Raw genomic sequence first — 24,673 nt, forward strand, 5'->3', positions numbered from 1 at the left:
ACGTCATGCACAGGTTTCGGCGTCGTATCAGATCGTTGGAGTTCCGCTTTGCGGCCATGTTGTCGATCGTGCTGCTCGTGTTCCTGGGTTTGAGCGGCGTCGGCCTGTTGCTGGACAAGACCTTGTTGGGGATGGTCGAATCGACGCGGCGGATCACCACGGCGCTTGCCTGGCATGACGAACGCAGCGCGGACTTGAGCGCCCTGCGGATCGCGATCGGCGACCAGACACGCCGCGTCGAAAAGGGAGGCATCGTCCCGGAAAGCCGCTGGCAAGCGCTGGAACATGAGAGCGCGAGCCGTCTGGCCGACTCGGGGCCACATGAGGGCGCGCTGCCCACCGATGTGCAGCACGCGATGGTGGACATGCGACGCGAGGAACAGCGGTTCGCCGAGGCGGCGGCGATCCTGATGCGCGGCGCACGCCGGAACGATGGCGCGATCAAGCGCGACATGCCGCGGTTCGTGGCGGCGCTGCACGATCTGGAACAGCAACGCTTTCAGGTGCACCAGCAACTGGTGAAGCAACTGAACTGGCGGTCCCGGCTCGTCGAGGCGCTGGCGCGGCGTGCGCTGGTGCAGATGGCGGTCGCGGTCGCGATCTTCGTGATGCTCGTCACCCTGTTGTTCGTCTGGCTGCGAATGCGGATCATGCGTCCGCTGATGACCATCGTCACGGCGGTCCGCGCGATGAATGCGGGGGAGGCTCCGACGCCGCTGCCCCTGATCGGGCGGCGTGACGAACTGGGCGAACTGGCGGTTGCGCTCGACGCGCTGGGACACGCCGCCGAGGAGCGCGAGCGCATCCAGCGACAGGTCGAATATCTGGCACATCATGACTCGCTGACCGGCCTCGCCAACCGCCTCGTCTTTGCCGACGCCCTGTCCATGGCGCTGCGGGCGGGGCATCGCATCGCGCTGCTCGCCATCGACCTGGACGGGTTCAAGGGTGTCAACGACACGTTGGGTCATGCGACCGGCGATATGCTGCTGAAACGGGCCGGCGCCTTGCTGGTCCAGGCGGCCGGCGAGCAGGATGTCGTGGCGCGGATCGGCGGCGACGAGTTCGCCATCATCCACCATCTTCCTCCCGGCGAAAGCGATGCAGGAGCGCTGGTCGATCGGCTCTTCGCCATCGTCGCGGCCGATCCGGGCAGCCCGGCGATCCGCTTTAGCGTCGGCATCGCCCTGTCGCCGCGGCACGGGCTGGAGGGGGATGAGCTTCAAGCCTGCGCCGACATCGCCCTGTATCGCGCCAAGGCCGATGGTCGGCATCGGGCGCGCCATTACGATGCGGCGATGGACGAGGAGCGCCGCCAGCGTCACTGGCTGGCGCACGAATTGTGCGACTCGGCGCTGCGCGGCGAACTGCGCCTCGCCTTTCAGCCGATCGCCGACTGCAAGACCCGGCGGATCATCGGGCAGGAGGCGCTGGCCCGCTGGACCCATCCCGTCCTGGGACCGATCAAGCCCGATGTGTTCATCGCGATCGCCGAGGAAAACGGCCTGATCCTCGAGATCGGGGAGCATCTGTTGATCGAGGCACTGATGATCGCGCGCTGCTGGCCACCCGATTGGATGCTGGCGATCAACCTGTCGCCGGTGCAACTGCGCGACCCGGGGCTGGCGACCGATATGCTCAAGCTCATCCGCGCGCACGGCATGGACCCCCGGCGGATCGAGGTCGAGGTGACCGAGGGCGTGCTGATCGAGCAGCGGGAGACCGCCACCGCCAACCTCCTTCGTCTGCGCGAAGCGGGGGTGCGGATCGTGATGGATGATTTCGGCACCGGCTATTCCTCGCTCAGCAGCCTTCAGCAATTCCCGTTCGACAAGATCAAAATCGACCGCAGCTTCGTGAGCGCGATGGATGAGAAGGGACCGGCCCTGTCGATCGTCCGCGCCTCCATCGGGCTCGGCCGCAGTCTGAACATCCCGATCGTGGCCGAAGGCGTCGAGACCGAAGCACAGCATGCCACGCTGCTCGAACTGGGGTGCGATCAGGTCCAGGGCTATCTGATCGGCCGTCCGACCCTCCAACAGGCGCGGGCGGCATAGCGGCCGGACTGGTCCGCTATGACAGTGCGAGGCCCTTGACCGCGTAACGCGGTGGGGTGCTCATATCCTCGCGGATCACCCGGATAATGTCATGGCCGCAATAGGGCTTGGTGACGAAGCGTACCCCCTGGGGCAGGGTGGTCGGATCGAATCCGCGTTCCCCGGTCGTGACGAGAATGGTCACATGGGGATGGAGGTCGCGGACCCGTTCCGCCAGCGCCGCGCCGTCCAGCGACCCCGGCATCGCGACATCGGTGAAGACCGCACGGATCTTGGGATAGCGGTCAAGGGCCACCAGGGCCTCGTCGGCGCTGGCGGCCTGGATGACGGTATAACCCGCATCCTCGAACGCGAACTGAACGTGGAGCAGCAGCAGCGGCTGGTCCTCGACCACCAGGATGGTCGGCAAAACAGAATCCATATGATCTCTATGCATTCGCTATTCGTGTATCGTCACAGAAAAGGATGAGCACGCGACGCTTTGATGCGTCAGGCGCCACTGGTATCCAGCCGATCGAGCTGGTCCTTCGAGAGCACCAGCCGCATCGCGGGCATCAGTTCGGCCAATTGTTCGGGCCGCGTCGCGCTGGCGATCGGGGCGGTGACGCCCGGTTGCGCCATCAGCCAGGCGAGCGCCACCTGTGCCGGGGTGGCCCCGGTCTGTCCTGCAACCTCGTCCAGGGCGGCGAGCACATCGGCGCCCTTGCCATCGAGCAACTCGCCCATCCGCGCGCCCCGCACGCTTTGCGACAGGTCGGCATGGGTCCGATATTTGCCGGTCAGGAAGCCCGAGGCCAGCCCGTAATAGGGAACGACGCCGATATTCTCGGTGACGCAATAATCCTGCAATTCGCCCTCGAACTTGTGGCGGCTGACCAGATTATATTCGGGTTGCAGGACATGGAAGCGGGGCAGGCCCGCCGCACGTGCCGCCTCATTGGCCGATTTCAGGCGGGCGGCGTGGAAATTGGACGCGCCGATCACCCGGACCTTGCCCGCCTCCACCAATCGGCCAAAAGCCTCCATCACCGCCTCCTGCGGCTGATCCTCGTCATCCTGATGCGCGAAGTACAGGTCGATCCGGTCGGTGCCCAGACGTCGCAGCGACGCCTCCGCCGCCGCGGCGATCCGGGCGGGGGCCAGCTTTTCGCCGCCTTCGCCCGGCAGCATCCCCACCTTGGTCGCGATCAGCACCCGGTCGCGCTTGCCGCTCGCCTTCAGCCACTCGCCGATCATCGTCTCGGACTCGCCGCCCCGATGACCCTCGACCCAGGCCGAATAGACGTCCGCCGTGTCGATCATCGTGCCGCCCTGGTCGACAAAGGCGTCGAGGACCGCGAAGCTCGCTGCCCGGTCGGCCGTCCAGCCGAAGACGTTGCCGCCCAGCACCAGCGGCGCGATCATCAGGTCGGTCGATCCCAGGCGGCGCAGCGGCGTGTCGGTCATGGCGAATCAGCTTCCATTATCAGTGGATGTCGGCTCCTCAACGTCCGAAGGCGCTATCGCGTTCAGATCGAAAGCATTGGCGTCAAGTGCGGCCGCGGCATCGTTGAGCTGGCGGTTCTCGTCGTCGCTCAGCCCGGTCGGCTGATCGCTGGAGGAACAGGCGGCGAGCGACAGCAACGCGGCGGTCATCAGGATGCGGATCATGTTCGCCATCATGGCGCAAGTCGGCCGACATGGGGAGAGGGGGCGTTCCAAGGCGTGGGAACCCCCTCGCGTTCGATACGCTGTGCCGGGATCGGACAGCACCTTGTGAAGGATTTTTCCATGCTCGCATCGTTCAAAATGGGTCTGGTCGGCGGACAGCGCGCGATGACGCCGCTCGCCGCGGTGTCGATCGCGGCGGCGCGGGGCGAGGTTTCGCCGGGCAAGGGCGTGCTGCGCTGGCTGGCCAACCCGTTCGTCGCGGCGGGGACGCTGGCGCTCGCCATCGGCGAGATGATGGGTGACAAGCAGAAGACCGCGCCCGACCGGATCGTGCCCATCGGACTGGCGGCGCGCTTTACCACCTCGGCCATTGCCGGCGCGGCGCTGGCCAGCCCGAAGCGGCGCTGGCTTGGCGCGGCGATCGGCGGGGTGACGGCGGTGGTCGCCTCCTATCCCGGGTGGCGGACGCGCATGGCCGCGCTGGGCCGCTATGGCCAGACCAAGACGGGCTTTGCCGAGGACGTCGCGGTTCTGGCGAGTGCAGCGGCGATCGTGCGGGGGCGGACGCAATAGTCCGTCCCCTACGATCGACTCGCCCGTGCCGTCGGGACAAGCGGCGGGTCAGCGCTCCTCGGGCGGCACGAGGGGCGTCCATTTGCGGTCCGACCGGGCATTGGTGAGCACCGCCTCGACAAAGGCCATGGTGCGCAGGCCGGGCGTCAGGCCGGGGAACCAGTCGGTGTCACCGGGCGCGCCGCCCGATGCCGGTCCCGTCTCGGCCAACGTCTTCGCCACCGCGCGGTAGAGATTGGCGAAGGCCTCGATATAGCCCTCGGGATGGCCCGCAGGGGTGCGCTGGCGGCCTTGCGTGGTGGCGGCCAGACCCGGACCGCCCGTGCGGATGATCTCGGCCGGGCGATCGAGCCAGCGCAGGGTCAGCGTATTGGGCTCCATCTGCGACCATTCCAGACCGCCCTTCTCGCCGTGGATGCGCAGTCGCAGGCCGTTTTCCTCGCCCGCAGCCACCTGGGTCGCACGCAGCGTACCGCGCGCGCCGTTGTCGAAGCGAAGCAGCACATTCGCATCGTCGTCGAGCATCCGCCCCTCGACATGGGTGGTGACGTCTGCCGACAGCGCCTCGACCGTCAGGCCGGAGACATGCTCGGCCAGTTGAAAGGCATGGGTGCCGATATCGCCCAGCGCGCCGCCCAGCCCGGCGCGGGCCGGGTCGGTGCGCCACTCGGCCTGTTTGTTGCCTTCGCGGTCGAGCGGGCTGCTCAGCCAGCCCTGGACATATTCGACATGGATCAGCCGGATCTTGCCGAAATCCCCGCGCGCGACACGGGCGCGTGCCTCCTCGACCATCGGATAGCCGCTATAGGTAAAGGCGAGCGCATAGAGCTGGCCCGACGCCCGCGCGGCCTTGGCGATGGCATGGGCCTCGGTCAGGTTCATCGCCATCGGCTTTTCGCTGAAGACCGGAAAGCCCGCGTCGAGCGCGGCGATCGCCATCGGCGCATGAAGGTGATTGGGGGTGACGATCGCCAGCGCATCGATTCGCTCGTCCGCCGGGCGCGCCTGCTCGTCGGCGAGCAGATCGGCGAGGTTGTCGTGAACCCGATCGGGGGTGAGGCCGAGCTGCTCGCCCGTGCGTCGGTTGCGGTCGGGATCGCTGCTGAACGCGCCCGCAACCAGTTCCCAATCGCCGTCGAGCGCCGCCGCCATGCGGTGGATCGCGCCGATGAACGCTCCTTCGCCGCCGCCCGCCATCGCCAGTCGCAACCTGCGCTTCGTCATGATCCTCTCCCGCCCGGTGCCGTTTGAGAAGGCACCATATCTTGCTTGCATGTGGAAGGTTTACCGTTAAACTTTTTGTTGGGCCAGTGATTCTGGACATAAAATCGATAGGAGAGACAGGATGAGGCAGCTTTGCTGGCTGGCCGCATTGCCGGGCGCGGTGGGAATCCTGATGGCCGCTTATGCGCCATCGACCGCGCAATCCGCTCCCGCTGCGGGGGCGCAAGCCTTTGCCGCGTGCCGTGCGTGTCACACGCTGAATAAGGGTGGGCGCAATGGGGTCGGCCCCAATCTCAACGGGGTGTTTGGTCGACCGGCGGGCGCAGTGCCCGGCTTCAACTATTCCTCCGCGATGAAGACCTCGGGGCTGACATGGAACGACAAGACCCTGAATGAATTCATCGCCGCGCCGATGAAGAAGGTTCCCGGCACGCGGATGCCGATCGGAGTCGCCGATCCCGCCAAGCGCGCCGCGCTGATCGCCTATCTCAAGGCCGAGACCGCCAAATGAGCGGCGAAACCGCCCCGATGATGCGCGGCCCGGGCATTTTCCTGGCGCAGTTCATGGGCGATGCCGCCCCCTTCGACACGCTGGACTCGGCGGCGCGCTGGATGGCTGCGGCGGGCTATGAGGGCGTGCAGATTCCGACATGGGACGCCCGCTGCATCGACCTGCGCCAGGCCGCCGAGAGCCAGGATTATTGCGACGACCTTGCCGGGCGCTGTGCCGAGGCGGGTGTCGCGATCACCGAGCTATCGACCCATTTGCAGGGGCAGCTCGTCGCGGTCCACCCGGCCTATGACGCCGCGTTCGATGTCTTCGCGCCGGAAGCGGTGCGGGGCAAGCCCGCCGAGCGGCAGGCCTGGGCGGTCGAGCAACTGCATTTGGCCGCCAAGGCCAGTCGGCGGCTGGGGTTGAAGGCGCATGCGACCTTTTCCGGCGCGTTGCTCTGGCCCTTCGTCTATCCTTGGCCGCAGCGCCCCGCCGGGCTGGTCGCGGAAGGCTTCGCCGAACTGGGCAAGCGCTGGCGGCCGATCCTGGATGCGTTCGAGGAGGAGGGGATCGATCTCTGCTACGAACTCCATCCCGGCGAGGATCTGCATGATGGCGTGACCTTCGAGCGGTTTCTGGACGCGGTCGGCGGTCACGCCCGTGCCAACATCCTGTACGATCCCAGTCATTTCGTCTTGCAGGCGCTGGATTATCTCCAGTTCATCGACATCTACCACGACCGAATCCGCATGTTCCACGTCAAGGATGCCGAGTTCAATCCGACCGGGCGTGCGGGCATCTATGGTGGCTATGGCGACTGGATCGATCGGCCCGGGCGGTTCCGTTCACTGGGCGACGGACAGGTCGATTTCGGCGGGATTTTTTCGAAGCTGGCGCAATATGGCTATGCCGGTTGGGCGGTGCTGGAATGGGAATGCTGCCTCAAGCACCCGGACGATGGCGCGCGCGAAGGGGCTCCCTTCATCGCCGCGCACATGATCCGACGGGCCGAGCGGGCATTTGATGACTTCGCTGGCGGCGGTGACCCCGATGCCAATCGGCGCTGGCTGGGAATTTAACGATTGCAAGGGCTTGACCATCCACCAGAGACGGTAAAGTCTGACATAAAATATAAACGGGAGAGGGGCATGGAAGCGATACCGGACAATCGGTCGCGTCTGTTCTGGCTGAGCGTGCTGGCGCTGTTCACGGCCGCCGCGAGTGCGGCCTTGCGCGCGGCGGTGGCGAGCAGCCTGAAGGCGCAGTGGATCGATCCTATCGCGCCGGTCGAGGCGGGGGAGTTGATCGGGTCGGCCCTGGGTTCGGCCTTTCTGGGCTTTGCTGCGACCCTGTTCGTGGCGAGCGCCTTGCTCGACCGGATCGGCGCGCGGCAGATGCTGATCGGTTGCGGGCTTTGCTTCCTGGTCGGCACGGCGGCGATCATCGGGGCGGGACAGGTCGCCACCGGGATGGCGGTCTATCATGTCGTTTGGGGCGGCATGTTGCTCAGCGGCATCGGCTGGGGGCTGGCGGAGGCGTCGATCAACCCGCTGACCGCGCGACTTTACCCGGAAGAGACGACGCACCGGCTGAACGTGCTCCATGCCTGGTATCCGGGCGGGCTGATCGTCGGTGGCCTCGCCGGCGTGTTGCTGGCGAACCTGCTGTCCTGGCAGGCGATCATGGCGCTGGTGCTCGTGCCTGCGCTGGGCGTGCTGGTGATGGCGGCGACCACCCGCTTCCCGCCGGTGCCGCGCGCGGTGCGGGACGTCGGGTTCGGCGGAATGATCGCGGAGGTGTTCAAACGCCCCAGCTTCTTCGTCTGGTTCGGCGCAATGTTCCTGACCGCCGCGTCGGAACTCGCACCCGGCCAGTGGCTGGACGTGGCGCTCAGCAGCCGGGTGGGGATGCGCGGTATCCTGTTGCTCGTCTATGTCAGCGCGTTGATGTTCGTGTTCCGCCACTTTGCCGGGCGGATCGCGGGGCGGCTGTCCAATCCGGGGCTGCTCTGGGTGTCGAGCCTGATGGCGGGGATCGGCCTGTTCCTGTTGTCGCGCGCGCAGTCGCCGGTGGCGGCGATCCTGGCCTCGACCGTGTGGGGGCTGGGCGTGTGCGCGATGTGGCCGACCATGCTTGCCTCGGTCGCCGAGCGCTATCCGCGCGGCGGCGCCTGGGCGCTGGGGCTGGTCGGGTCGGCGGGGGCGCTGGCGAGCTTTTTCGTCCTGCCGCGTCTCGGCGCGATGTTCGACGCCGCCAAGGTCGAACTGGCCGGTGGACCGGAGGCGTTCAAGCGGCTGACGGGCGTGGCCCTGCAACAGGTCGAGGACGCGGCGGCGTCGCAGTCCTTTGCCCGGCTGGCGCTGGTGCCGGTGATATTGCTGTTCGTCTTCGGTGGCATCTGGCTGGCCGAGCGCCGCCGCCCGTGCCGTCCCGTTTTGGAGAGTGTCGCATGAGCTGGTCGCGTCGCACCATCCTTGGCGGTCTTGCGGCTGCCGCGCCCGTGGCGGCGCTGGCCGCGCAAAAGGCGTCCAAGTCCTCCAATGCCGCCCGTTTCACCCTGGGCTTCGCACCGCATCTGGGCAGCTTCGCCAGCCGGGGCGACAGTTCGGTCGAGCAGATCGCCTGTGCCGCCGACCAGGGTTTCTGGGCATGGGAGGATAATGAATATCGCCTCCGTCCAGTTGCCGAGCAGGAGGCGATCGCCAAGGCGCTGCGCGATCGGAAGATGACGATGGGCGTCTTCGTCGCGTCGATGCCCAGATGGTCCGAGTCCCGGCCCTTGCTGGGTGGTGACGACGATGCCGAGCGACAGGCCTTCCTCGCCGATGTGACGAGCGCGATCGATGTCGCCAAGCGGGTCGGCGCGACGCGGATGACGGTCGTCACCGGCTTCATGGACAAGAAGCTGCATCCCGCGATCCAGATGGGGCGGATCATCGACGTGATGCGCCGGGCGGGCGATATCGTCGCGCCGCACGGAATGGCGCTGGTCATGGAGCCGCTCAACACCCGGACCAACCATCCCGGCGTCTTCATGCAGTCGATCGCGGAGGGCTATGCGGTCGCGCGCGGGGCCAACAGTCCGGGCGTGAAAGTGCTTGCCGACCTGTATCACGAGCAGATCCAGTCGGGGAATCTGATCCCCACGCTGAAGCTCTGCTGGGACGAGATCGGCTATATCCAGTTCGGCGACAATCCGGGCCGCAACGAGCCGGGCAGCGGCGAGATCAACTATGCCAATATCTGCCGTTTCCTGAAAGCACAGGGCTATGCCGGGGTGATCGGCATGGAACATGGCAATTCGGTCAAGGGCCGCGCCGGCGAAGAAAAGTTGATCGCCGCATACCGCGCGATCGATCCGACAGCATGAGGAGGGGAGCGATGCGGATGCTATCGTTGATCGCGCTGGTCGCCGCGAGCGGCGCGATGGCGCAGGACAAGCCGGGGCTCGGCTTTCGTGACACGCCGATGCTGCCCGGCGGAAAGTGGCATGTCCATGATCCCGACCGCCCGGCGCCCAGGGTGGTGACGCCCGCCGCGCAACCCGGCGGCCCACCGTCCGACGCGGTGGTGCTGTTCGACGGTCGCTCGATGGATGCCTGGACGCCGAGCGGCAGGCCATGGATGCTCAAGGATGGCGCGATGACCGTGCCGCCGCGCGACGGCAAGGCGGAGAGCGTGCTGGTGTCGAAGCAGAGCTTCGGCGACGTCCAGCTTCACCTGGAGTTCCGCTCACCCAATCCGCCGCAGAAAAGCTCGCAGGACCGTGGCAATAGCGGCATCTGGTTCATGCAGCGCTATGAAGTGCAGATCCTCGATGGTTATGAGAACCCGACCTATGCCGATGGCCAGGTCGGCGCGGTCTATGCCTGGAAGCCGCCGCTGGTGAATGCGGCGCGGAAGCCCGGCGAGTGGCAGAGCTATGACATCATCTTCGAGCGGCCGCGCTTCGGCAGCGACGGCAAGCTGCTGCGCCCCGCCTATGTGACCGCGCTGCTGAACGGTGTGGTCGTCCAGAATCATCAGGCGATGCTGGGCACCACCATCTGGCGGCAGGTGGAGAAGTACCAGGCGCATGGCGATGCCGCGCCGATCCAGCTTCAGGATCACGACTCGCCCGTCTCGTTCCGCAACATCTGGGTCCGCCCGCTGCCGCCCGAGGCGATCGCGCAGGACCTGCCGGAGGATGCCCGATGATCGCCACCCCCCATATCGACCGCAGGCACGCGCTGGCGGGGATAACCGCCATGTTCGGCTCCACGTTGTTCGCGCCCATCGCCCGTGCGGCGGGGGCGGTTGAGCAGATGCGGGGGAGCATTCCCGTCATCTCCGACGGGCCGCCCAGCGTCGCGGTGTTCACCCCGACCCAGCGCGCGACGATGACCGCGCTGGCCGATCGCGTGATCCCGACCACCGACACGCCCGGCGCGATCGCGGCCGGGGTGCCCGATTTCATCGAGAAGATGCTGGCCGACTGGTCGCTGCCCGCCGACCGGGTGCCGATCATCGCCGGACTGAACGCGATCGAGGCGCGCAGCCAGAGCGTCAACCATCTGCCCGCCGCCAAGGCGACGCCCGCGCAGCAGGACACGTTGCTGACCGAGGCGATGGAGGGCGTGCTGCCCGAGGGGCGGGCGTTCTTCGAGCCGTTCCGGCAACTCGTCATCACCGGCTATTACACGTCGGAAATCGGCATCACCCAGGAGCGCGAATATCTGCCCGTGCCCGGCGAGTATAACGGCGCTTTCCCCTATTCTCAGGTCAACAAGGTGTATTCGGCATGATCGATCGTCGTTCGCTGATGGGGGCGGGACTTGGCCTTGGCGCGGCGGCGCTGTTGCCAGGCGAAGCGCAGGCCGCACAACTCGGGGCCATCGGGTTGCAGCTCTACACCATTCGCGAGCTGTTCTCGGCCGATCCGGTCAAGACGCTCGAGGCGGTGGCCAGGATCGGCTATCGCGAGATCGAATATGGCGGTGGCGGCTATGACGCGATGGACCATGCCATGCTCCGCCGCACGCAGGATCGACTGGGGCTGAAGGCGCCATCGGTCCATATCGGCTATGACGCGCTGCTCGGTGATTTCGACAAGTGCGTGACGATGGCCAAGACGCTTGGCGCGGATACGGTCGTCCTGCCGTACATGACCGACGAGCATCGGAACGAAGCGGGCTGGAACGCGGCGCTGCCCAATTTCAACCGCTTTGCCGAGAAGTTGAAGAAGGCCGGGCTGGGCTTTGCCTATCACAACCATGATTTCGAGTTCACCACCAAGCCTGGTGGCATCAGTCTGTACGAGCGGCTGCTCAAGGGTACCGACCCGGCGCTCGTGAAGCTGGAGATCGATCTCTACTGGGCGATCCATGCGGGCGAGGATGCCGAGCCGCTGATCCGGCGGCTGGCCGGGCGCATCTATGCCTATCATGTCAAGGATGCGCGGGCCGATGGCAGCATGACGGCGGTAGGGGCGGGCAAGATCGACTTCGCCTCGATCTTCAAGCTCAACAGGCTGGTGGGCGTGAAGCATTTCTATGTCGAGAACGACCAGGCGCCCGCGCCCTATCTGCCCGACATCACGACCAGCTACCGCACGCTGCGCGGCTTGCGATTCTAAAAAACGATAAAGGGAGGATGGCCATGGCGGCGACGAACCGTTTCGATGCGATCGTGATCGGGTCGGGGATCAGCGGCGGGTTCGCCGCCAAGGAACTGACCGAAAAAGGCCTGCGCGTGCTGATGCTGGACCGGGGCGTCATGGTCGAGCATGGCGAGGGCTATCCCTATGACGGCAAGCCGCCGTTCGAGGTGCCCGCGCGCAACATCATGCCCAAGCCGCTGGTCGAGAGCGATTATTTCATCGGCACACACGGCTATGTCGCGCCCAGCAACCGCAAATTCTACAATGACGACCGGCTGAATCCCTATGCCTATGACGAGGGGAGCAAATTCTACTGGATCCGCCCCGGCGCGGTTGGCGGCAAGTCGCTGATCTGGGGGCGCTGGTCGTTCCGCTGGAGCCCCGATGATTTCGAGGCGAACAAGCGTGAGGGCGTCGCCGCCGACTGGCCGATCCGCTATGAGGATGTCGCGCCCTGGTATTCCTATGTCGAGAAATATATCGGCGTTTCGGGCTCGCGCGAGAATCTGCCCTATCTGCCAGATAGCGAGTTCCAGCCGCCCATGCCGATGAACGTCGCCGAAAAGTGGCTGAAGGAACGGCTGGAGGGCCAGTTTCCGGGCCGCAAGCTGATCCACACCCGCCTGTCCAACATGACCGAGGACAAGCCCGACCAGAACCGCACCAAATGCCAGTTCCGCAACCAGTGCGGCAATGGCTGTTCCTTCGGGGCCTATTTCTCGACCCAGGCGGTGACGCTGCCCGCGGCCCGCGCCACCGGGCGGCTGACGCTCCAGTCGGATGCGGTGGTGACGGGGATCGACTATGATCCGGCGAAGAAGAAGGTCACCGGCGTCCGCTATATCGATGCGAAGACGGGGCAGGCGCAGACGGTCAGTGCGAATCTGGTCTTTGTCTGCGCTTCTGCCATGGCTTCGGTGCAGATCCTGATGAACTCGCGCGCGGCTGGCTCGGAGCGGAGCCATTTCGACAGCAGCGGGACGCTCGGCCGCTATGTCATGGATCACATCTTCCGTGTCGGCGTGTCGGGCGAGATTCCGGGCATGGAGGACCTGATCGAATATGGCCGCCGTCCGGGCGGGGTCTATGTGCCGCGCTTCCGCAACCTGAAGGGCGATGAGGGGCTGGGGTTCAGCCGCGGCTATGGCTATCAGGGCTCGGCCTATCGCAATGCCGCCAAGCCGGTTGGCTTCGGGGCGGAGATGAAGCATGGCATGCGCCGTTATGGTCCGTGGCAATTCAGCATGGGCGCGTTCGGCGAGTGCCTGCCCTATGAGGATAACCGCGTGTCGCTGCACCCCAGCAAGGTCGATCGTTTCGGTGTGCCGCTGATGAAATTCGACGTCACCTTCCGCGACAATGAGTTGAAGATGATGGCCGATGCCCGGCGCGAGGGCGAGGCAATGCTGCGCGCGGCGGGCCTGAAGAACGTGACCAGTGGCGAGCAGGAACATGTGCCCGGCGACGCGATCCACGAAATGGGCGGCGCGCGCATGGGCGCGGACCCGCGCGCGTCGGTCCTCAACAAATGGAGCCAGGCGCATGACGCCTCCAACCTCTATGTCACCGATGGCGCGCAGATGGCATCGGTGTCCTGCGTGAACCCCTCGCTGACCTTCATGGCGTTGACCGCGCGTGCGGCCGACCATGCGGTCAAGGGGCTGAAGGCGGGGGCGGTCTAAGCCCCGCATGGCGAGCAAGCGCCCCGAGGGCGTCACCATTCGCGCGGTCGGTGCGCGCGCCGGGGTGTCGGCGATGACGGTTTCCAACGTCATCAACGGCGTGGGGCGGGTCAGCCCCGCGACGCGCGCGACCGTGCTCGCCGCGATCGAGGCGCTGGGCTATGTCCCCAATGTCGCCGCACGGCGGCTCGCCAAGGCGCGGGTGACGACGCTGGGACTGCTCTACAGCGACAAGGGCACGCCGTTCATCGACTTGGTGCTGCTCGGTGCGCTCCGGGCGACCAATGCGCGCGGGTTGCAGTTCATCGCCCAGGCGGAGGACGCGCTGACCCGCGCAGCGGCCGAAGCGGCGGTGCGCGCGCTGGTGCAGGGCGGGGCGGCGGGCGTGTTGCTCGTCCCGCCCTTTGCCGAACTGCTCAGCGGTTCGGGGCTGTTCGCCGAACTGGGCGTCGCGGCGGCGGCGATTGCGACCGGCCAGGCGATGCCCGACATTTCGACCGTCAGGATCGACAATCGCGCGGCGATGGCCGCGATGACCCGCGCGGTGGTGGCGCGGGGGCATAGCCGGATCGGTTTTCTTGCGGGGCCGCGACATTTCTCGGTTGCCGACGAACGGCTGGCCGGGTTTCGCGACGGGCTGGGGGCAAGCGGGCTGGCCGATGATCCGGGGCTGGTCGTGCGGGGCGGCTTCGACCCGGAAAGCGGGGCGGCGGCGGGGCGGGCACTTCTAACCCTGGCGGAGCGGCCCAGTGCGATCCTGTGCAGCAGCGACGACATGGCCGCCGGGTTGATCGGCGAGGCGCATCGCATGGGTCTGCGCCTGCCCGCTGATCTGGCGGTGACGGGGTTCGACGACACCGCGATCGCGGCGCGGGTCTGGCCGCCCTTGACCGTCATCCGCCAGCCGGTGGGGGATATGGCGTTCCAGGCGGTGGAACAGGTGCTGGCCTCGCTCCGCTCGCGCGCCGTGGAGGACCGGGTGGTCGCCTATGAACTGGTCTCGCGGGAGTCGGTGGCGGTTCGGATATAGCGCGGCCCCGGCGAAACCCTCACCCCGTTCGGCCATATTCCGCGACCAGCGCCACTTCCTCGGCGTCGCCCAGCACCACCCCGACCCGTTGGTGCAGTCCGATCGGCGCCACATCCATGATCGCACCCGCGCCGTCGATCGACGCGCCGCCCGCCTGTTCGATCAGGAAGCTCATCGGATTGGCCTCGTACAACAGGCGCAGCTTGGCCTTGCCGTCCTTGCGATGGTCCGCCGGGTAGAGGAACACGCCGCCGCGCTTCAGGATGCGGTGGATGTCGGCCACCATCGATGCGGTCCAGCGCATATTGTAATCGGCCCCGCACGGCCCCTCGGCGCCCAGGATCCGCTCCTCGATATAGCGCGCGATGCCGGGCGACCATTGGCGGCGGCGGGCCATGTTGATCGCGAATTCGCGGGCGCCGGCGGGGATGCGCATCGGCCCGTCGGTCAGCCGCCACGACCCCAGTTCACGGTCGAGGGTGAACTCGTACACGCCATCGCCGACGGTCAGGACCAGCAAGGTCTGCGGGCCATAGATGGCATAGCCCGCCGCAACCTGCGCCCGGCCGGGTTGCAGGAAGTCCGCCTCGGTCACCTCGCGTCCCGCGCAATCCTCCGGCGCGCGCAGCACCGAGAAGATGGTGCCGACCGACAGGTCGACATCGACATTGCTCGACCCGTCGATGGGATCGAACAGCAGCAGATATTCGCCCTTGGGATAGCGGTTGGGGATGCGGTGGATCGTCTCCATCTCCTCCGACGCCATCGCCGCCAGATGCCCGCCCCATTCATTGGCGTCGAGCAACAGGTCGTTGGCGATCACGTCCAGCTTCTTCTGGACCTCGCCCTGGACATTCTCGCTGCCCAGCGATCCCAGCACATCGCCCAGCGCGCCCTTGGAGATCGCCTGGTTCACCGCCTTGCACGCGCGCGCGACCGTTTCGATCAGCAGGCGAAGCTCGGGCGGGCAGGTTGCGGGGCATCGGCGCTGCTGCTCGATCAGGAAACGCGTCAACGTCGTCTGGCGCGGGCTTGTCATCGTCGTTTCGCTCCCAAGGGTGGCGGCGCGGACCATGCCTCGGCCCCCGACCCCGCGCAACCGCCCGTTAAGGGAAGAGAGCGCTTTATAGGGGCGTAGCATTTCTGTTATATCCCATGTGTGCGATGGGATATGGTGAGGGTCGGAGGATCATGATGTCGACCAGAACGCTGACCGCACCGGACCGGGCCGCCATGGCGGCCGCCCATGAGCCTGCCACCGGGATCGACGGCATCGTCGGGGCCTTGCGTACGGCCCGCGACGACTGGCGGCGGCGGCAGGATGCGGGCCGCGATGTCGAGCGCTTTCCCTCGCGCGCCGGGGTCGAGGATGTCGTCGCGTTGGTCGCCGCCGCGCTGTACCCGCGTCGCCTGGGCCATTTCCGTGGCGCCGGGGTCGAGGAGGATCGATTCGTCGCGGCCAAGCTGCTCGCCGGGCTGACCGCGCTGGAGCGCGAGATGGGTGCGGAACTGGCCTATTGGCAGAAGGATGCGGACGCGGCTTTCCCGCCCGAACAGGCCGCGCTGATCGCCCGGTTGTTCGGAGCGACGCTCCCGCGCGTCCGCGAATTGATCGATAGCGATGTCGAGGCGGCCTTTCTGGCCGACCCCGCCGCGCGCAGCGTGGATGAGATCCTGCTCTGCTATCCCGGTGCCGTTGCGAGCCTGCATCACCGCATCGCGCATGAGCTGAACGAGCTGGGCGCGCCGATCGTCGCGCGGATGATCTCCGAACTCGCCAATGAGCGGACCGGGATCGACATCCATCCGGGGGCCACGATCGGGCGGCATTTCTTCATCGACCATGGCACCGGCGTCGTCATCGGCGAGACCGCGATCATCGGCGAGCGGGTGCGGCTGTACCAGCATGTGACGCTGGGCGCGCGATCGGCACTGGGCACCGCGCCGCGTTCGCCGCGCGACCGGTTCGCCCGGCATCCGGTCGTCGAGGATGATGTGATCGTCTATGCTGGCGCGACCGTGCTGGGTCGGGTCACGATCGGCGCGCGCTCGGTGATCGGGGGCAATGTCTGGCTGCTGACCGATGTCGCGCCCGACAGTGTGCTCGTGCAGCCGGAAGCGCGGGCCTTGCAGCGCGCGGAGGGGCGGGCGCTGCGTCAGGAACTGGAGGGCACGGCATGAACCGGACGCGCAAACCGATCATCGGCCTGATGTGCGGCAACGAGGTTGCGGGCCGCCCGATCCAGGCCGTCGCGACCCGCTTCATCGAGCCCGTGGTCCGGCTCTGCGGCGCGAGCGTGATGATCGTCCCGGCCGTGCGCGATGCGGTGGATCCGGTCGTGATCGCCGACATGCTCGACGGGCTGCTCCTGACCGGCGGCCGATCGCATGTCGAGCCGGCGCAATATGAGGCGAACGATCGCCTGGCCGGCCATCTGTGCGACCCGGAACGCGACAGCGTCGCCCTGGCGCTCGCCGGACGGATGATCGAGCGGAGCAAGCCCGTCTATGGCATCTGCCGGGGGATGCAGGAAATCAATGTGCTGTTCGGCGGCACGCTGACCTGCCTCGGCGGGTCGCCGCGCCATCATCGCGGAAGCTGGGACGAGGATTACGAGTCGCTGTTCGGCCATCATCACTCGGTCGACCTGACGCCCGGCGGCGTTCTGGCGCAGCGTGGCGACTATCGGCGACTGGAGGTCAATTCGGTGCACCAGCAGGGCGTCGACCGGCTGGGCTATGGCCTGGTGGTCGAGGCGCGCGACAGTGAGGACGGGCTGATCGAGGCGTTTCGTGCGCCCGGCAGCGGGGCGGACGTGCTGGCGGTGCAATGGCATCCCGAATGGGACGGCGCACAATGCCATGTCGCGCGCGGCTTCTTCACCCGGCTGGGCGAGGCCGTGCGCGGCCACGCCTGACGGTCGGTTAGGAACCTCAGTAGATGTCGCGGGCGTAGCGGCCTGTCGCGGCCAGTTCCTCCAACAGGGCATCGCCCAGAATGTCGGTGAGCCTGTGGTGGACGTCGCCCGCCATGCCTTTCAGGCTGCCGCAGACATAGATGACGCCGCCCGCCGCCACGCATGCCCGGACCGTCTCCGCCGAGGCGGCAACGGCGTCCTGGACATAGCGTGGACCGGCGCCCAGCCGGGACCAGGTGGTGACGTTGCCGGTCAGCACGCCCGACTCGACAAGGGCCCGTCGTTCGGCGGCGTGATAATCATCATGGTCGGGATGGCGTTCGCCCCAGAACAGCCAGGCCGGACCGCCGCCGCTTGCCGCGCGCTGGCGCAGATGGCCCATCAGTCCGGCGAGCCCGGTGCCGTTGCCGATCAGCATGATCGGCGTCGCGGGGTCGGTCGGCGAGTGGAAGGCGGGATTGGCATGGACGCGCGCCTGCACCACGCCGCCGATCGGCGCACCTTCGCACAGCCAGCCCGAGCCCAAGCCCGGCAAGCCGTCTTCGGCGGTGCAGAGCCGGACGATCAATTCGGCCCGGCCGGAGGAGGATAGCGAGGCGATCGAATATTCCCGGTGCGCCAGCGGACGGAGCGTGTCGGGATCGAAGCCGGGGCCCGCCTCGGGTGGCAGGATGCTGGTCATCAACCGCGCGTGAAGCTCGGGCGTGTCGGGCAGGCCCGTCATCGCGAGGAAGGCGGTGACCCGGCGGGCATCCTGTTGCGGCAGGATTTCCAATATGTCGCCCGCCGCCCATTCGGTCGCGCGGTCCCCGGGCGCGAGCGCGACATGCCAGGTCGGGCCGCCGCTGCTGCCCGGATTGAGCAGGCGGCGCTCGACCAGCCGCCATTCGGCCATCGGCGCCGGCGCCCAGTCGGGCTGGTCGGTGCGCGCGCCGAGGCTCGCCAGTTGCTGCTGCCACAGACGCTGGGCATCGGCATCCTCGCCGTCCAGTTCGATCGCGTCGAACAGCCGCTCGGCGCCGCCCGCATGGAGCCAGCGGTCGATCTGATGCCCGAAGGCGCAGAAATCGGCATATTCGCGGTCGCCCAGCGCCAGCACGGCATAGCGAAGATGCGACAGGTCGCCCGGCGCCCTGGCCATGGTCCGGGCAAAGCCCCGCGCCGCGTCGGGCGGCTCCCCCTCGCCATAGGTGCTGGCGACGACGAACAGGTGTTGCAACCCCGCCAGGCGCGCCGGATCCAGCGCGGTGACGGGGACGGCGGCGGCGTCGGGCAGCGCCTGCGCGGTCAGCCGGGCGATCCGCTCGGCCGAGCCGGTCTGGCTGGCATAGGCGACCAGCGTGGTCGCGGCCCCGGATGGCGCGACGGGGGCTTCGGTCAGCACCGCCCCCAGCGCCTTCTTGCGGCGTCGCCGCGCGAAATAGAGGAGGAAGCCGGTGATGGTGAACAGCGGCATCGTCAGGCTGGTGAGCGACATCACGATCCGGCCCACCAGACCGAAATAGGCGCCCCGGTGAATCTCATAGACGCTGGTGACGATGTCATCGCCCCAGTGACGCAGGGTATAGGGGGTCTGGGACGTGACGCGTCCGGTTCGCCCCTCGACGGTCAGTTCATCCGACACACGGTCATGGCGTCCGCCGGGCAGCTTGGCGCGGAACTGGACATTGCCGTCGCGAACGGACGCGGTGATCTGTTCATAGGCGTGGCCGCCGGTCGCCTGCGCGAAACTGGCCCATGCACGGGCCAGGTCCGGCTGGGCATCGTCGTCGGAGCCGTTGTGGCCACCGCGCTCGCGACCGTGCCCGGTGCCGCGCGCGCCACCATGCTTGCCGCCGCCGCCGGGGCCGCCGCGCCGTTCCTGGGCCACCTGCTCGGTGCTCAGCAGATGGCGGACGCCGTCGCGATACCAGCCATAGGACCACCACAGGCCCGTCCCCGCGCTGATGAGATAGAAGATCAGCACCCAGCCGCCGATGACCGCGTGCAGCGCCCGGTAGAGGTTGCGGCCGGTCTTGCGCAGGTCGAGCACCAGCCAGTTGCGCCAGTCGAGCGCGCGGCGTGGCCAGCGCAGATACAGGCCGGACAGCGCGAAGAAGATCAGCGACAGCGCGGCGAAGCCGGTGATCTGCCGCCCAATCCCGTTGCCATTGCCCGGCAGGGCCAGCCAGCGGTGCAGATTCTCGACCGTCTCGAAGAATCCGCTGCCCCTGGGCTCGCCCAGCAAGGCGCCGGTCGCGGGATCGATATAGCTGCGTTCCCGCTTCTTCTGGTCGCCGATCGTATAGCCGACCATCGCCGCCCGGGTCGGATCGCGATCGATGACCAATCGCTGGATACGGATGTCGGGCACCTCGGCCTGGAGCCGTGCGATCAGCGCGGGCGGGGCGAGCGGCGCGGCCTTGCCCGGCGCGATGGTGACGATACCGGGATTGGTCGCGGCCAGGATCTCCGGCTCGAAACTCAGCAGGGCGCCGGTGACGCCCATGACGGCCAACACCAGGCCAGCGGTGATGCCCAGGAACCAGTGGATCTGAAACAATATCGTTCGCGTCGAGATCACGGTTGATCCAGGCTTGTTATTGAGAATGAGTAGCGTTAGGGCGCGTCGCCATCAAGGTCAATGGTTTCGAGGAAGTAATGATGCAAAGGGTGGGGGCATTGGCACGAAAAGGCGTGCGTCGGGCCTGTCTGGGCGGCACCGCTCTGGCGGCGTTCCTGATCGCATCGCCAGTCATGGCGCAGGTGCGCGCCGATGCGGCACAGGGCGACGCGGAGGAGGCCGAAAAGGCCGAGGTCGTGGTCACCGCCGCGCGCACCGTCCTGCCGCCCAATGCCTTGCCGCTGACCATCGACATTATCGACAAGGAAGCGCTGGACCGACAGGTCGCGATTTCGGGCAGCGTGACCGATGCGGTCGCGGTCCTGACGCCCAGCTTCTCGCCGACGCGCGGCAAGCTGTCGGGCGCGGGGGAGACGTTGCGCGGTCGTTCGCCGCTCTATGCGATCAATGGCATTCCGCAGACGACGCCGTTGCGCGATGGCAGCCGCGATGGTTTCACCATCGACGGCTTCTTCGTCGACCGGGTCGAACTGATCTACGGCTCCAACGCGCTGCAAGGTGTCGGCGGGACGGGCGGGATCATCAACCAGGTGACGGTCGGCCCGCCCCGGACAGAGGGCTGGTCGGGCCGCGCGCTGGTGCAGGGCACGACCGCCGACGGGTTCAAGGGCGACGGGCTGGGCGGCAAGGTCGCCGGCCTCGTCCAGTACAAGGCGGGCATTTTCGACGCGACGGTCGGGGCCTCCTATGAGCGGCGCGGCGTCTTCTATGATGGCCAGGACCGGCGGATCGGCATCAACCTGACCCAGGGCGAGACGCAGGATTCGCACGCGCTCGACCTGTTCGCACGACTGGGGGCGCAGATACGCGAGACCGGGCGGCTGGACCTGATCGCCAACCGCTACACGCTGGACGGGGAAGGGCGGTTCGTGCCGCTGGCGGGCAACCGGCTGACGGGCGTGCCGACCAGCGCGGTGCGCGGCAATCCGCCCGGAAAGCCCGCCGCCAACCGGGCCGAGGCGCTGTCGCTATCCTATACGGACAGCGATGTGGCGGGCGGCAATCTGGTTGCGCAGCTTTTTGTCAACCGAACCTATGACACGTTCGGCGGTGAGCCGACCGCGATCGCGACGTTCCAGGACCCGGCGATCGCGCCGCTCGGCACGCTGCTCGACCAGTCGGAGAACCGTTCCCGCAAGCTGGGTGCGCGTGCCAGCTATGAACGCGCAGTGCCAGGGTTCGAGGCGCTGGTGGCGACGATCGGCTTCGACGCGCTGTGGGACAAGTCGGAGCAGCGGCTGATCATCACCAACCGCGTCTGGGTGCCGCCCGCCGATTTCCGCAGCCTGGCGCCCTTCGCCCAGGCCAATCTGAAGCTGTTCGACGGCATCGTCCGTCTGGCGGGCGGCGTCCGGTGGGAGAATGTGAAGGTCCGCATCAACGATTACCACACGCTCGCCTCCAACACCTATGACGGCAAGAACCCGGCCACCTATGGCGGCGTCAGCGTCAAGGGCGGCGAACCCGGCTTCGACCAGTTGCTGTACAATGGCGGCGTGATCCTGGAGCCGTGGAAGGGCATCCGCGCCTATGCCAGCTATGCGCAGGGCTTCACCATGGCCGATATCGGCCGTATCACCCGCGCGGTCTCCACGCCCGGCACCGACCTCAGCAGTTTCCGCGCGATCGATCCCGTCATCTCGAACAATCGCGAGATCGGTGTCGAGGTGAAGCGCGGACCGCTGGACGCCAGCGCCACCTATTTCTGGTCATCCAGCGACAAGGGGCAGGTGCTGCTGGCGCTCGGCAACGGCATCTTCGAAGTGCAGCGCCAGCGGGTCGAGATCCAGGGGCTGGAAGTGAATCTGGGCATGAAGATGCCGATCGAGGGGCTGCACCTGTCGACCGGCTACGCCCATCTGATCGGCCGTTATGACAGCGACACGCGCAACCCGGACGGCAAGGTGGACACCGATCTGGACGGCACCAACATCTCGCCCGACCGGATGAACGTGGCGGCCGACTATACCTCCGGGCCGATCTCCGCGCGGGTGCAGACCCAGCTTTATCTGGCGCGCAATTTCCACGGCAAGGCGAACCCCGACCCGCGCAACAATTTCGGCGGCTATACGGTCACCGACGCCTATCTGCGCTATCAGACGCGGATCGGCGGCTTCTATGTCAGCGCGCAGAACATCTTCGACCGCTTCTATATCGACTATAACAGCGACACCCGGCTGCCCAACGACAATCTGGCCTTCTTCGCCGGGCGAGGGCGCACCTTCACTCTGGGATGGGACCAGCGCTTCTGACCGGAGACGGGCGGCGTCGGGGCGACACCCCGGCGCGGCTCAGGAGGTGTTCCGGGGCCCGTCATCCTCGGCGATGGACGCAAACAGATGACGCAACATGGCGGTCATCGCATCGCTCCCCCGCTCGGTGAGGTTGCGGTCAGCCGGCTGACCGCAACCTGCTGGGATCTATAGAAATTGTCGATGCGGATCGTCTGGCCGTCCGCCAGGCTGAGGATCAGGTGAGCACCCCCATCAACGTATCGTTTGGCGAAGAGGGCGGGCTAACGGCAGCACGGGATATGTGGCCGGCGGCCTGAACGAGCCGTTTTCGGCTGTTCCTTGCCGTGAAACGTCCACACCGGGCGCAGCTATCCCATGGCGGCACGGCGTTCGTGGAAGATCAGGCGGTCGATATTGTAGGCCAGGTTGGCGAGGCCGGCCTTCACCTCGGCGCGGGCGATGCCAATGATGCGGATAAACAGCCCTATCTGATCCAAAGACGTGCTCGATGCGGGCACGCACGACGGAGCGTTTCCCGTTGGCCCCGGCAGTGCGCGGCGACATCGGCTTGCCGCTGGGTTCCTTGCGGTGGATGCGACTGACCCGTCCCAACGATCTCAGCCATGCTTCGTTGGCGCGGCTGCGATACGCCGTGTCCGCCCAGACGTCGGAGGCGGTATTGTCGCGGGTGACCGCGTCGCGCAGCATCCGCCCGTTGAAACGCGCGCCATTGGTGACCTTGACCTTGCGGATGAAACCGTAGCGCTGACAGATCGCGATGCTGCTCTTGTCGCCGAAGCTGGGGATGGCGATCCCCGGCCGGCCACCGGGCAGCACGCCGGCTTCAGCTTCTAGCGGGTATCGGTATCCTTCTGCGCCGTCTTTGCCGGTTCGTCTGGCCACATTTCCATCGCGGTCCTCCCCGCCTTGATCGCTTGCCCTTAGGCTGCCGTGTTGCGCTGTTTGGGGGCAGCCACCAGCGTGGCGTCGACAATCTGTCCGCCCATCGGCAAGTAGCCCCGCTCACGCAAGCACCCACACCGCCGCAAAGCCGCCATCCGCCATGGTCGCGCTCGATCCGCCGCCGAAAAAGGTCAGCGGGGTCGCCGTCCCGCCGCCGCCGGACTGAGTGAACGTCACCGCCCAGTCGATGACATTGGCATTGCCGGGAGTCCGCTCCCGCGCGACCGCGCTGCTGGCGCTGGAGCCCGTCGACAGGGCGAAATTGGCGAAGATGACCCACCCGCCATCGGGGAGCGGGGAAAGCCAGTGGTCGACCGTCTCATTGAGCTGCGACGAGGACGGCGCGAAGAAGCCGCCCGCGACCGAAAAGCGCCAGGGCGATGGGCCAAAGACGAAGCGCTGTGACGCACCTCCCGCGAATGCGACCGGCGTCGGTGCGCCGACGACCTGGGCGGTCGCGACACCGGACAGCAGGGCGAGCGCGGCGAGGCCGATGCGGATCAGACGGGCGATCATTGCGGCACCCGCGACAGCGCGACATTGCAGCCCGCCGTCCCCGACAGCGAAACGTCGACGATCGCACCGCCGCCGAAAGACACGACGGTCCCGCCGCCGCTGTCCGCCGCCGTCTTGCTGACCATGCCAATCATCGTGACCCCGTCCGGCCCACGGTATCGGAGCGTGACCGTCCCATATGTCATGCACCCCTGGGTCAGGACATAAGCCCCGCCGAACAGCGTCGCGGGACTGGCGGGCGTGTTGCTGGAGGCGAGCTGGAAGGCCTCGCGGCGCGGCTCGACCGATACGGTCCCGCCGACCGGAAGCGGCGTGGCAGGCGTGACCGCCGTCGCGGGGTTACCGGGCGTGCCATAAGACAGCGCGTTTTGCGGCACGAACGCGCCCGGCGCGCCGATGGGTTTGGATTGGGCGGATGCCATGACCGGCATCGATGCCAGCACAAGGCCAAGCATGACCCTGCGATGGCTAAATTTTAGAGACATACGGACCCCCAGATTGAAGCCGGGACCGTGCGGCGCATTTCCCCGCTTGTCGGGATGCGCTGGCGCACCTAGAGCGCCGAGCGTGAAGCGGGAATCAAGGGGGATTCCACTTTATCAGGAAATGTGATTCCTCCTGATCTGGAGGTGGATCATGGGTCGAGCGTATTCAGGCGATCTACGGGACCGGATAGTAGGGCATGTATCAGCGGGTCATTCCTGCCGGGCAGCGGCTCGTCACTTCGGGGTCAGCCCGAGTTGCGCGATCAAGCTGATGCAGCATGTGGCGAAGACGGGATCGGCGACGCCGCGCCGCCAGGGCCGTCCGTCCGGGGCGGGCAAGCTGACACCGTACCTCTGGGTGTTGATCCGCTGGGTTGAGGCCACACCCGACATCACGATGCCCGAGCTTGCCAGGCGCCTGGCGACTGAGACGAAGGTGGTGGCGCACCCGGCGTCGTTGTCGCGGGTGCTGGTGGCGGCGGGCTTTCGATATAAAAAAAGCCCTGATGGCATCGGAATGCGGACGCGATGACGTCTGCGCGGCGCGACGGCGCTGGCGCGTGTATCGCCAGCCACGGCTGCGCGAG

General features: G+C 67.1%; 25 protein-coding genes. 15 read left to right on the forward strand and 10 right to left on the reverse strand.

Translation table 11 applies throughout. The features are described from left to right. Positions 1–56 precede the first annotated feature (56 nt). Complete coding sequence (locus ABDV78_RS10030; RefSeq protein ID WP_343527259.1) at positions 57–2,057, forward strand: EAL domain-containing protein; 2,001 nt, start codon at positions 57–59, stop codon at positions 2,055–2,057. Positions 2,058–2,073: 16 nt separating this feature from the next. On the opposite strand, the gene ABDV78_RS10035 is transcribed toward ABDV78_RS10030, so the two are convergent. From ABDV78_RS10035 to ABDV78_RS10045, 3 genes are all read right to left on the reverse strand, one after another. Next, positions 2,074–2,478 (reverse strand): response regulator, encoded by a 405-nt coding sequence (locus ABDV78_RS10035; RefSeq protein ID WP_343527260.1) that lies wholly within the window; start codon positions 2,476–2,478, stop codon positions 2,074–2,076. Positions 2,479–2,546: 68 nt separating this feature from the next. Continuing rightward, complete coding sequence (locus ABDV78_RS10040; protein ID WP_343527261.1) at positions 2,547–3,503, reverse strand: aldo/keto reductase; 957 nt, start codon at positions 3,501–3,503, stop codon at positions 2,547–2,549. A gap of 6 nt (positions 3,504–3,509) precedes the next feature. Continuing rightward, entirely contained in the window at positions 3,510–3,707 is a 198-nt protein-coding gene (locus tag ABDV78_RS10045; RefSeq protein ID WP_343527262.1) for a hypothetical protein, read from the reverse strand. 120 nt (positions 3,708–3,827) lie between these two features. Between ABDV78_RS10045 and ABDV78_RS10050 the strand changes: the two genes are divergently transcribed. Beyond that, positions 3,828–4,280 (forward strand): DUF4126 family protein, encoded by a 453-nt coding sequence (locus ABDV78_RS10050; protein ID WP_343527263.1) that lies wholly within the window; start codon positions 3,828–3,830, stop codon positions 4,278–4,280. Positions 4,281–4,328: 48 nt separating this feature from the next. Here ABDV78_RS10050 and ABDV78_RS10055 read toward each other — a convergent pair whose 3' ends face one another. Further along, positions 4,329–5,504, reverse strand: coding sequence for a Gfo/Idh/MocA family oxidoreductase (locus ABDV78_RS10055; protein WP_343527264.1), 1,176 nt, complete (start codon positions 5,502–5,504; stop codon positions 4,329–4,331). 121 nt (positions 5,505–5,625) lie between these two features. On the opposite strand from ABDV78_RS10055, the gene ABDV78_RS10060 reads away from it, so the two are divergent. From ABDV78_RS10060 to ABDV78_RS10100, 9 genes are all read left to right on the forward strand, one after another. Then, the gene (locus ABDV78_RS10060; RefSeq protein WP_343527265.1) at positions 5,626–6,015 is read left to right on the forward strand and encodes a c-type cytochrome; all 390 of its coding nucleotides are present in this window, start codon (positions 5,626–5,628) and stop codon (positions 6,013–6,015) included. Positions 6,016–6,035: 20 nt separating this feature from the next. After that, the gene (locus tag ABDV78_RS10065; protein WP_343527285.1) at positions 6,036–7,076 is read left to right on the forward strand and encodes a sugar phosphate isomerase/epimerase; all 1,041 of its coding nucleotides are present in this window, start codon (positions 6,036–6,038) and stop codon (positions 7,074–7,076) included. 69 nt (positions 7,077–7,145) lie between these two features. After that, entirely contained in the window at positions 7,146–8,450 is a 1,305-nt protein-coding gene (locus ABDV78_RS10070) for an MFS transporter (RefSeq protein WP_343527266.1), read from the forward strand. Further along, positions 8,447–9,367 carry a TIM barrel protein gene (locus ABDV78_RS10075; RefSeq protein WP_343527267.1) on the forward strand — a complete coding sequence of 307 codons (921 nt, stop codon included), beginning with the start codon at positions 8,447–8,449 and terminating at the stop codon, positions 9,365–9,367. Before ABDV78_RS10070 ends, ABDV78_RS10075 begins: the two co-directional genes overlap by 4 nt. Positions 9,368–9,384: 17 nt before the next feature. Next, complete coding sequence (locus ABDV78_RS10080) at positions 9,385–10,194, forward strand: DUF1080 domain-containing protein (protein ID WP_343527286.1); 810 nt, start codon at positions 9,385–9,387, stop codon at positions 10,192–10,194. Further along, a complete protein-coding gene (locus ABDV78_RS10085; RefSeq protein ID WP_343527268.1) occupies positions 10,191–10,781 on the forward strand; it encodes a gluconate 2-dehydrogenase subunit 3 family protein in 591 nt (196 codons plus the stop codon). The genes ABDV78_RS10080 and ABDV78_RS10085 overlap by 4 nt, the downstream gene beginning before the upstream one ends. Then, on the forward strand, positions 10,778–11,611 hold the full coding sequence (locus ABDV78_RS10090; protein ID WP_343527270.1) for a sugar phosphate isomerase/epimerase: 834 nt from the start codon (positions 10,778–10,780) through the stop codon (positions 11,609–11,611). Before ABDV78_RS10085 ends, ABDV78_RS10090 begins: the two co-directional genes overlap by 4 nt. Positions 11,612–11,634: 23 nt before the next feature. Further along, entirely contained in the window at positions 11,635–13,317 is a 1,683-nt protein-coding gene (locus tag ABDV78_RS10095) for a GMC family oxidoreductase (protein WP_343527271.1), read from the forward strand. 7 nt (positions 13,318–13,324) lie between these two features. After that, positions 13,325–14,347 carry a LacI family DNA-binding transcriptional regulator gene (locus ABDV78_RS10100; RefSeq protein ID WP_343527272.1) on the forward strand — a complete coding sequence of 341 codons (1,023 nt, stop codon included), beginning with the start codon at positions 13,325–13,327 and terminating at the stop codon, positions 14,345–14,347. A 19-nt stretch (positions 14,348–14,366) separates the two neighbouring features. Here the strand turns inward: ABDV78_RS10100 and ABDV78_RS10105 are convergent, their stop codons facing one another. Beyond that, on the reverse strand, positions 14,367–15,386 hold the full coding sequence (locus ABDV78_RS10105; RefSeq protein WP_343527273.1) for a class 1 fructose-bisphosphatase: 1,020 nt from the start codon (positions 15,384–15,386) through the stop codon (positions 14,367–14,369). Between the two features lie 194 nt (positions 15,387–15,580). On the opposite strand from ABDV78_RS10105, the gene epsC reads away from it, so the two are divergent. Together epsC and ABDV78_RS10115 are read left to right on the forward strand one after the other, a co-directional pair. Next, positions 15,581–16,528 carry a serine O-acetyltransferase EpsC gene (epsC, locus tag ABDV78_RS10110; RefSeq protein ID WP_343527287.1) on the forward strand — a complete coding sequence of 316 codons (948 nt, stop codon included), beginning with the start codon at positions 15,581–15,583 and terminating at the stop codon, positions 16,526–16,528. Further along, positions 16,525–17,265, forward strand: a complete 741-nt coding sequence (locus ABDV78_RS10115; protein WP_343527274.1) for a gamma-glutamyl-gamma-aminobutyrate hydrolase family protein — start codon at positions 16,525–16,527, stop codon at positions 17,263–17,265. Before epsC ends, ABDV78_RS10115 begins: the two co-directional genes overlap by 4 nt. Positions 17,266–17,281: 16 nt before the next feature. Here ABDV78_RS10115 and ABDV78_RS10120 read toward each other — a convergent pair whose 3' ends face one another. Further along, positions 17,282–19,828, reverse strand: a complete 2,547-nt coding sequence (locus ABDV78_RS10120; protein WP_343527275.1) for a sulfite reductase flavoprotein subunit alpha — start codon at positions 19,826–19,828, stop codon at positions 17,282–17,284. 173 nt (positions 19,829–20,001) lie between these two features. Between ABDV78_RS10120 and ABDV78_RS10125 the strand changes: the two genes are divergently transcribed. Continuing rightward, on the forward strand, positions 20,002–22,140 hold the full coding sequence (locus ABDV78_RS10125) for a TonB-dependent receptor (protein WP_343527288.1): 2,139 nt from the start codon (positions 20,002–20,004) through the stop codon (positions 22,138–22,140). Positions 22,141–22,490: 350 nt separating this feature from the next. Here ABDV78_RS10125 and ABDV78_RS10130 read toward each other — a convergent pair whose 3' ends face one another. Continuing rightward, complete coding sequence (locus ABDV78_RS10130; protein ID WP_343527276.1) at positions 22,491–22,619, reverse strand: hypothetical protein; 129 nt, start codon at positions 22,617–22,619, stop codon at positions 22,491–22,493. Between the two features lie 11 nt (positions 22,620–22,630). Here ABDV78_RS10130 and ABDV78_RS10135 point away from each other — a divergent pair, with 11 nt between their 5' ends. Beyond that, positions 22,631–22,885 carry a hypothetical protein gene (locus ABDV78_RS10135; RefSeq protein WP_343527277.1) on the forward strand — a complete coding sequence of 85 codons (255 nt, stop codon included), beginning with the start codon at positions 22,631–22,633 and terminating at the stop codon, positions 22,883–22,885. Between the two features lie 260 nt (positions 22,886–23,145). On the opposite strand, the gene ABDV78_RS10140 is transcribed toward ABDV78_RS10135, so the two are convergent. The 3 genes from ABDV78_RS10140 to ABDV78_RS10150 all read right to left on the reverse strand — a co-directional run. Continuing rightward, entirely contained in the window at positions 23,146–23,601 is a 456-nt protein-coding gene (locus tag ABDV78_RS10140) for a hypothetical protein (protein WP_343527278.1), read from the reverse strand. Next, entirely contained in the window at positions 23,598–24,023 is a 426-nt protein-coding gene (locus tag ABDV78_RS10145) for a hypothetical protein (RefSeq protein WP_343527279.1), read from the reverse strand. Before ABDV78_RS10145 ends, ABDV78_RS10140 begins: the two co-directional genes overlap by 4 nt. A 297-nt stretch (positions 24,024–24,320) precedes the next feature. After that, a partial coding sequence (locus ABDV78_RS10150) for a hypothetical protein (protein WP_343527280.1) occupies positions 24,321–24,673 on the reverse strand: 353 nt, incomplete at its 5' end.

The sequence above is a fragment of the Sphingomonas sp. genome, assembly GCF_039594485.1.
Taxonomy (GTDB): domain Bacteria; phylum Pseudomonadota; class Alphaproteobacteria; order Sphingomonadales; family Sphingomonadaceae; genus Sphingomonas.

Bases quoted from the DNA above. Each gene is read 5' to 3' on its own strand.
- ABDV78_RS10065 (WP_343527285.1), top strand. From the start codon at position 6,036: ATGCGCGGCCCGGGCATTTTCCTGGCGCAGTTCATGGGCGATGCCGCC.
- ABDV78_RS10030 (WP_343527259.1), top strand. From the start codon at position 57: ATGTTGTCGATCGTGCTGCTCGTGTTCCTGGGTTTGAGCGGCGTCGGC.
- ABDV78_RS10100 (WP_343527272.1), top strand. From the start codon at position 13,325: ATGGCGAGCAAGCGCCCCGAGGGCGTCACCATTCGCGCGGTCGGTGCG.
- ABDV78_RS10135 (WP_343527277.1), top strand. From the start codon at position 22,631: ATGCGGGCACGCACGACGGAGCGTTTCCCGTTGGCCCCGGCAGTGCGC.
- ABDV78_RS10105 (WP_343527273.1), bottom strand. From the start codon at position 15,386: ATGACAAGCCCGCGCCAGACGACGTTGACGCGTTTCCTGATCGAGCAG.
- ABDV78_RS10060 (WP_343527265.1), top strand. From the start codon at position 5,626: ATGAGGCAGCTTTGCTGGCTGGCCGCATTGCCGGGCGCGGTGGGAATC.
- ABDV78_RS10055 (WP_343527264.1), bottom strand. From the start codon at position 5,504: ATGACGAAGCGCAGGTTGCGACTGGCGATGGCGGGCGGCGGCGAAGGA.
- ABDV78_RS10085 (WP_343527268.1), top strand. From the start codon at position 10,191: ATGATCGCCACCCCCCATATCGACCGCAGGCACGCGCTGGCGGGGATA.
- epsC (WP_343527287.1), top strand. From the start codon at position 15,581: ATGGCGGCCGCCCATGAGCCTGCCACCGGGATCGACGGCATCGTCGGG.
- ABDV78_RS10090 (WP_343527270.1), top strand. From the start codon at position 10,778: ATGATCGATCGTCGTTCGCTGATGGGGGCGGGACTTGGCCTTGGCGCG.
- ABDV78_RS10080 (WP_343527286.1), top strand. From the start codon at position 9,385: ATGCTATCGTTGATCGCGCTGGTCGCCGCGAGCGGCGCGATGGCGCAG.
- ABDV78_RS10095 (WP_343527271.1), top strand. From the start codon at position 11,635: ATGGCGGCGACGAACCGTTTCGATGCGATCGTGATCGGGTCGGGGATC.
- ABDV78_RS10070 (WP_343527266.1), top strand. From the start codon at position 7,146: ATGGAAGCGATACCGGACAATCGGTCGCGTCTGTTCTGGCTGAGCGTG.
- ABDV78_RS10050 (WP_343527263.1), top strand. From the start codon at position 3,828: ATGCTCGCATCGTTCAAAATGGGTCTGGTCGGCGGACAGCGCGCGATG.
- ABDV78_RS10035 (WP_343527260.1), bottom strand. From the start codon at position 2,478: ATGGATTCTGTTTTGCCGACCATCCTGGTGGTCGAGGACCAGCCGCTG.
- ABDV78_RS10140 (WP_343527278.1), bottom strand. From the start codon at position 23,601: ATGATCGCCCGTCTGATCCGCATCGGCCTCGCCGCGCTCGCCCTGCTG.
- ABDV78_RS10115 (WP_343527274.1), top strand. From the start codon at position 16,525: ATGAACCGGACGCGCAAACCGATCATCGGCCTGATGTGCGGCAACGAG.
- ABDV78_RS10045 (WP_343527262.1), bottom strand. From the start codon at position 3,707: ATGATCCGCATCCTGATGACCGCCGCGTTGCTGTCGCTCGCCGCCTGT.
- ABDV78_RS10125 (WP_343527288.1), top strand. From the start codon at position 20,002: ATGGCGCAGGTGCGCGCCGATGCGGCACAGGGCGACGCGGAGGAGGCC.
- ABDV78_RS10040 (WP_343527261.1), bottom strand. From the start codon at position 3,503: ATGACCGACACGCCGCTGCGCCGCCTGGGATCGACCGACCTGATGATC.
- ABDV78_RS10145 (WP_343527279.1), bottom strand. From the start codon at position 24,023: ATGGCATCCGCCCAATCCAAACCCATCGGCGCGCCGGGCGCGTTCGTG.
- ABDV78_RS10075 (WP_343527267.1), top strand. From the start codon at position 8,447: ATGAGCTGGTCGCGTCGCACCATCCTTGGCGGTCTTGCGGCTGCCGCG.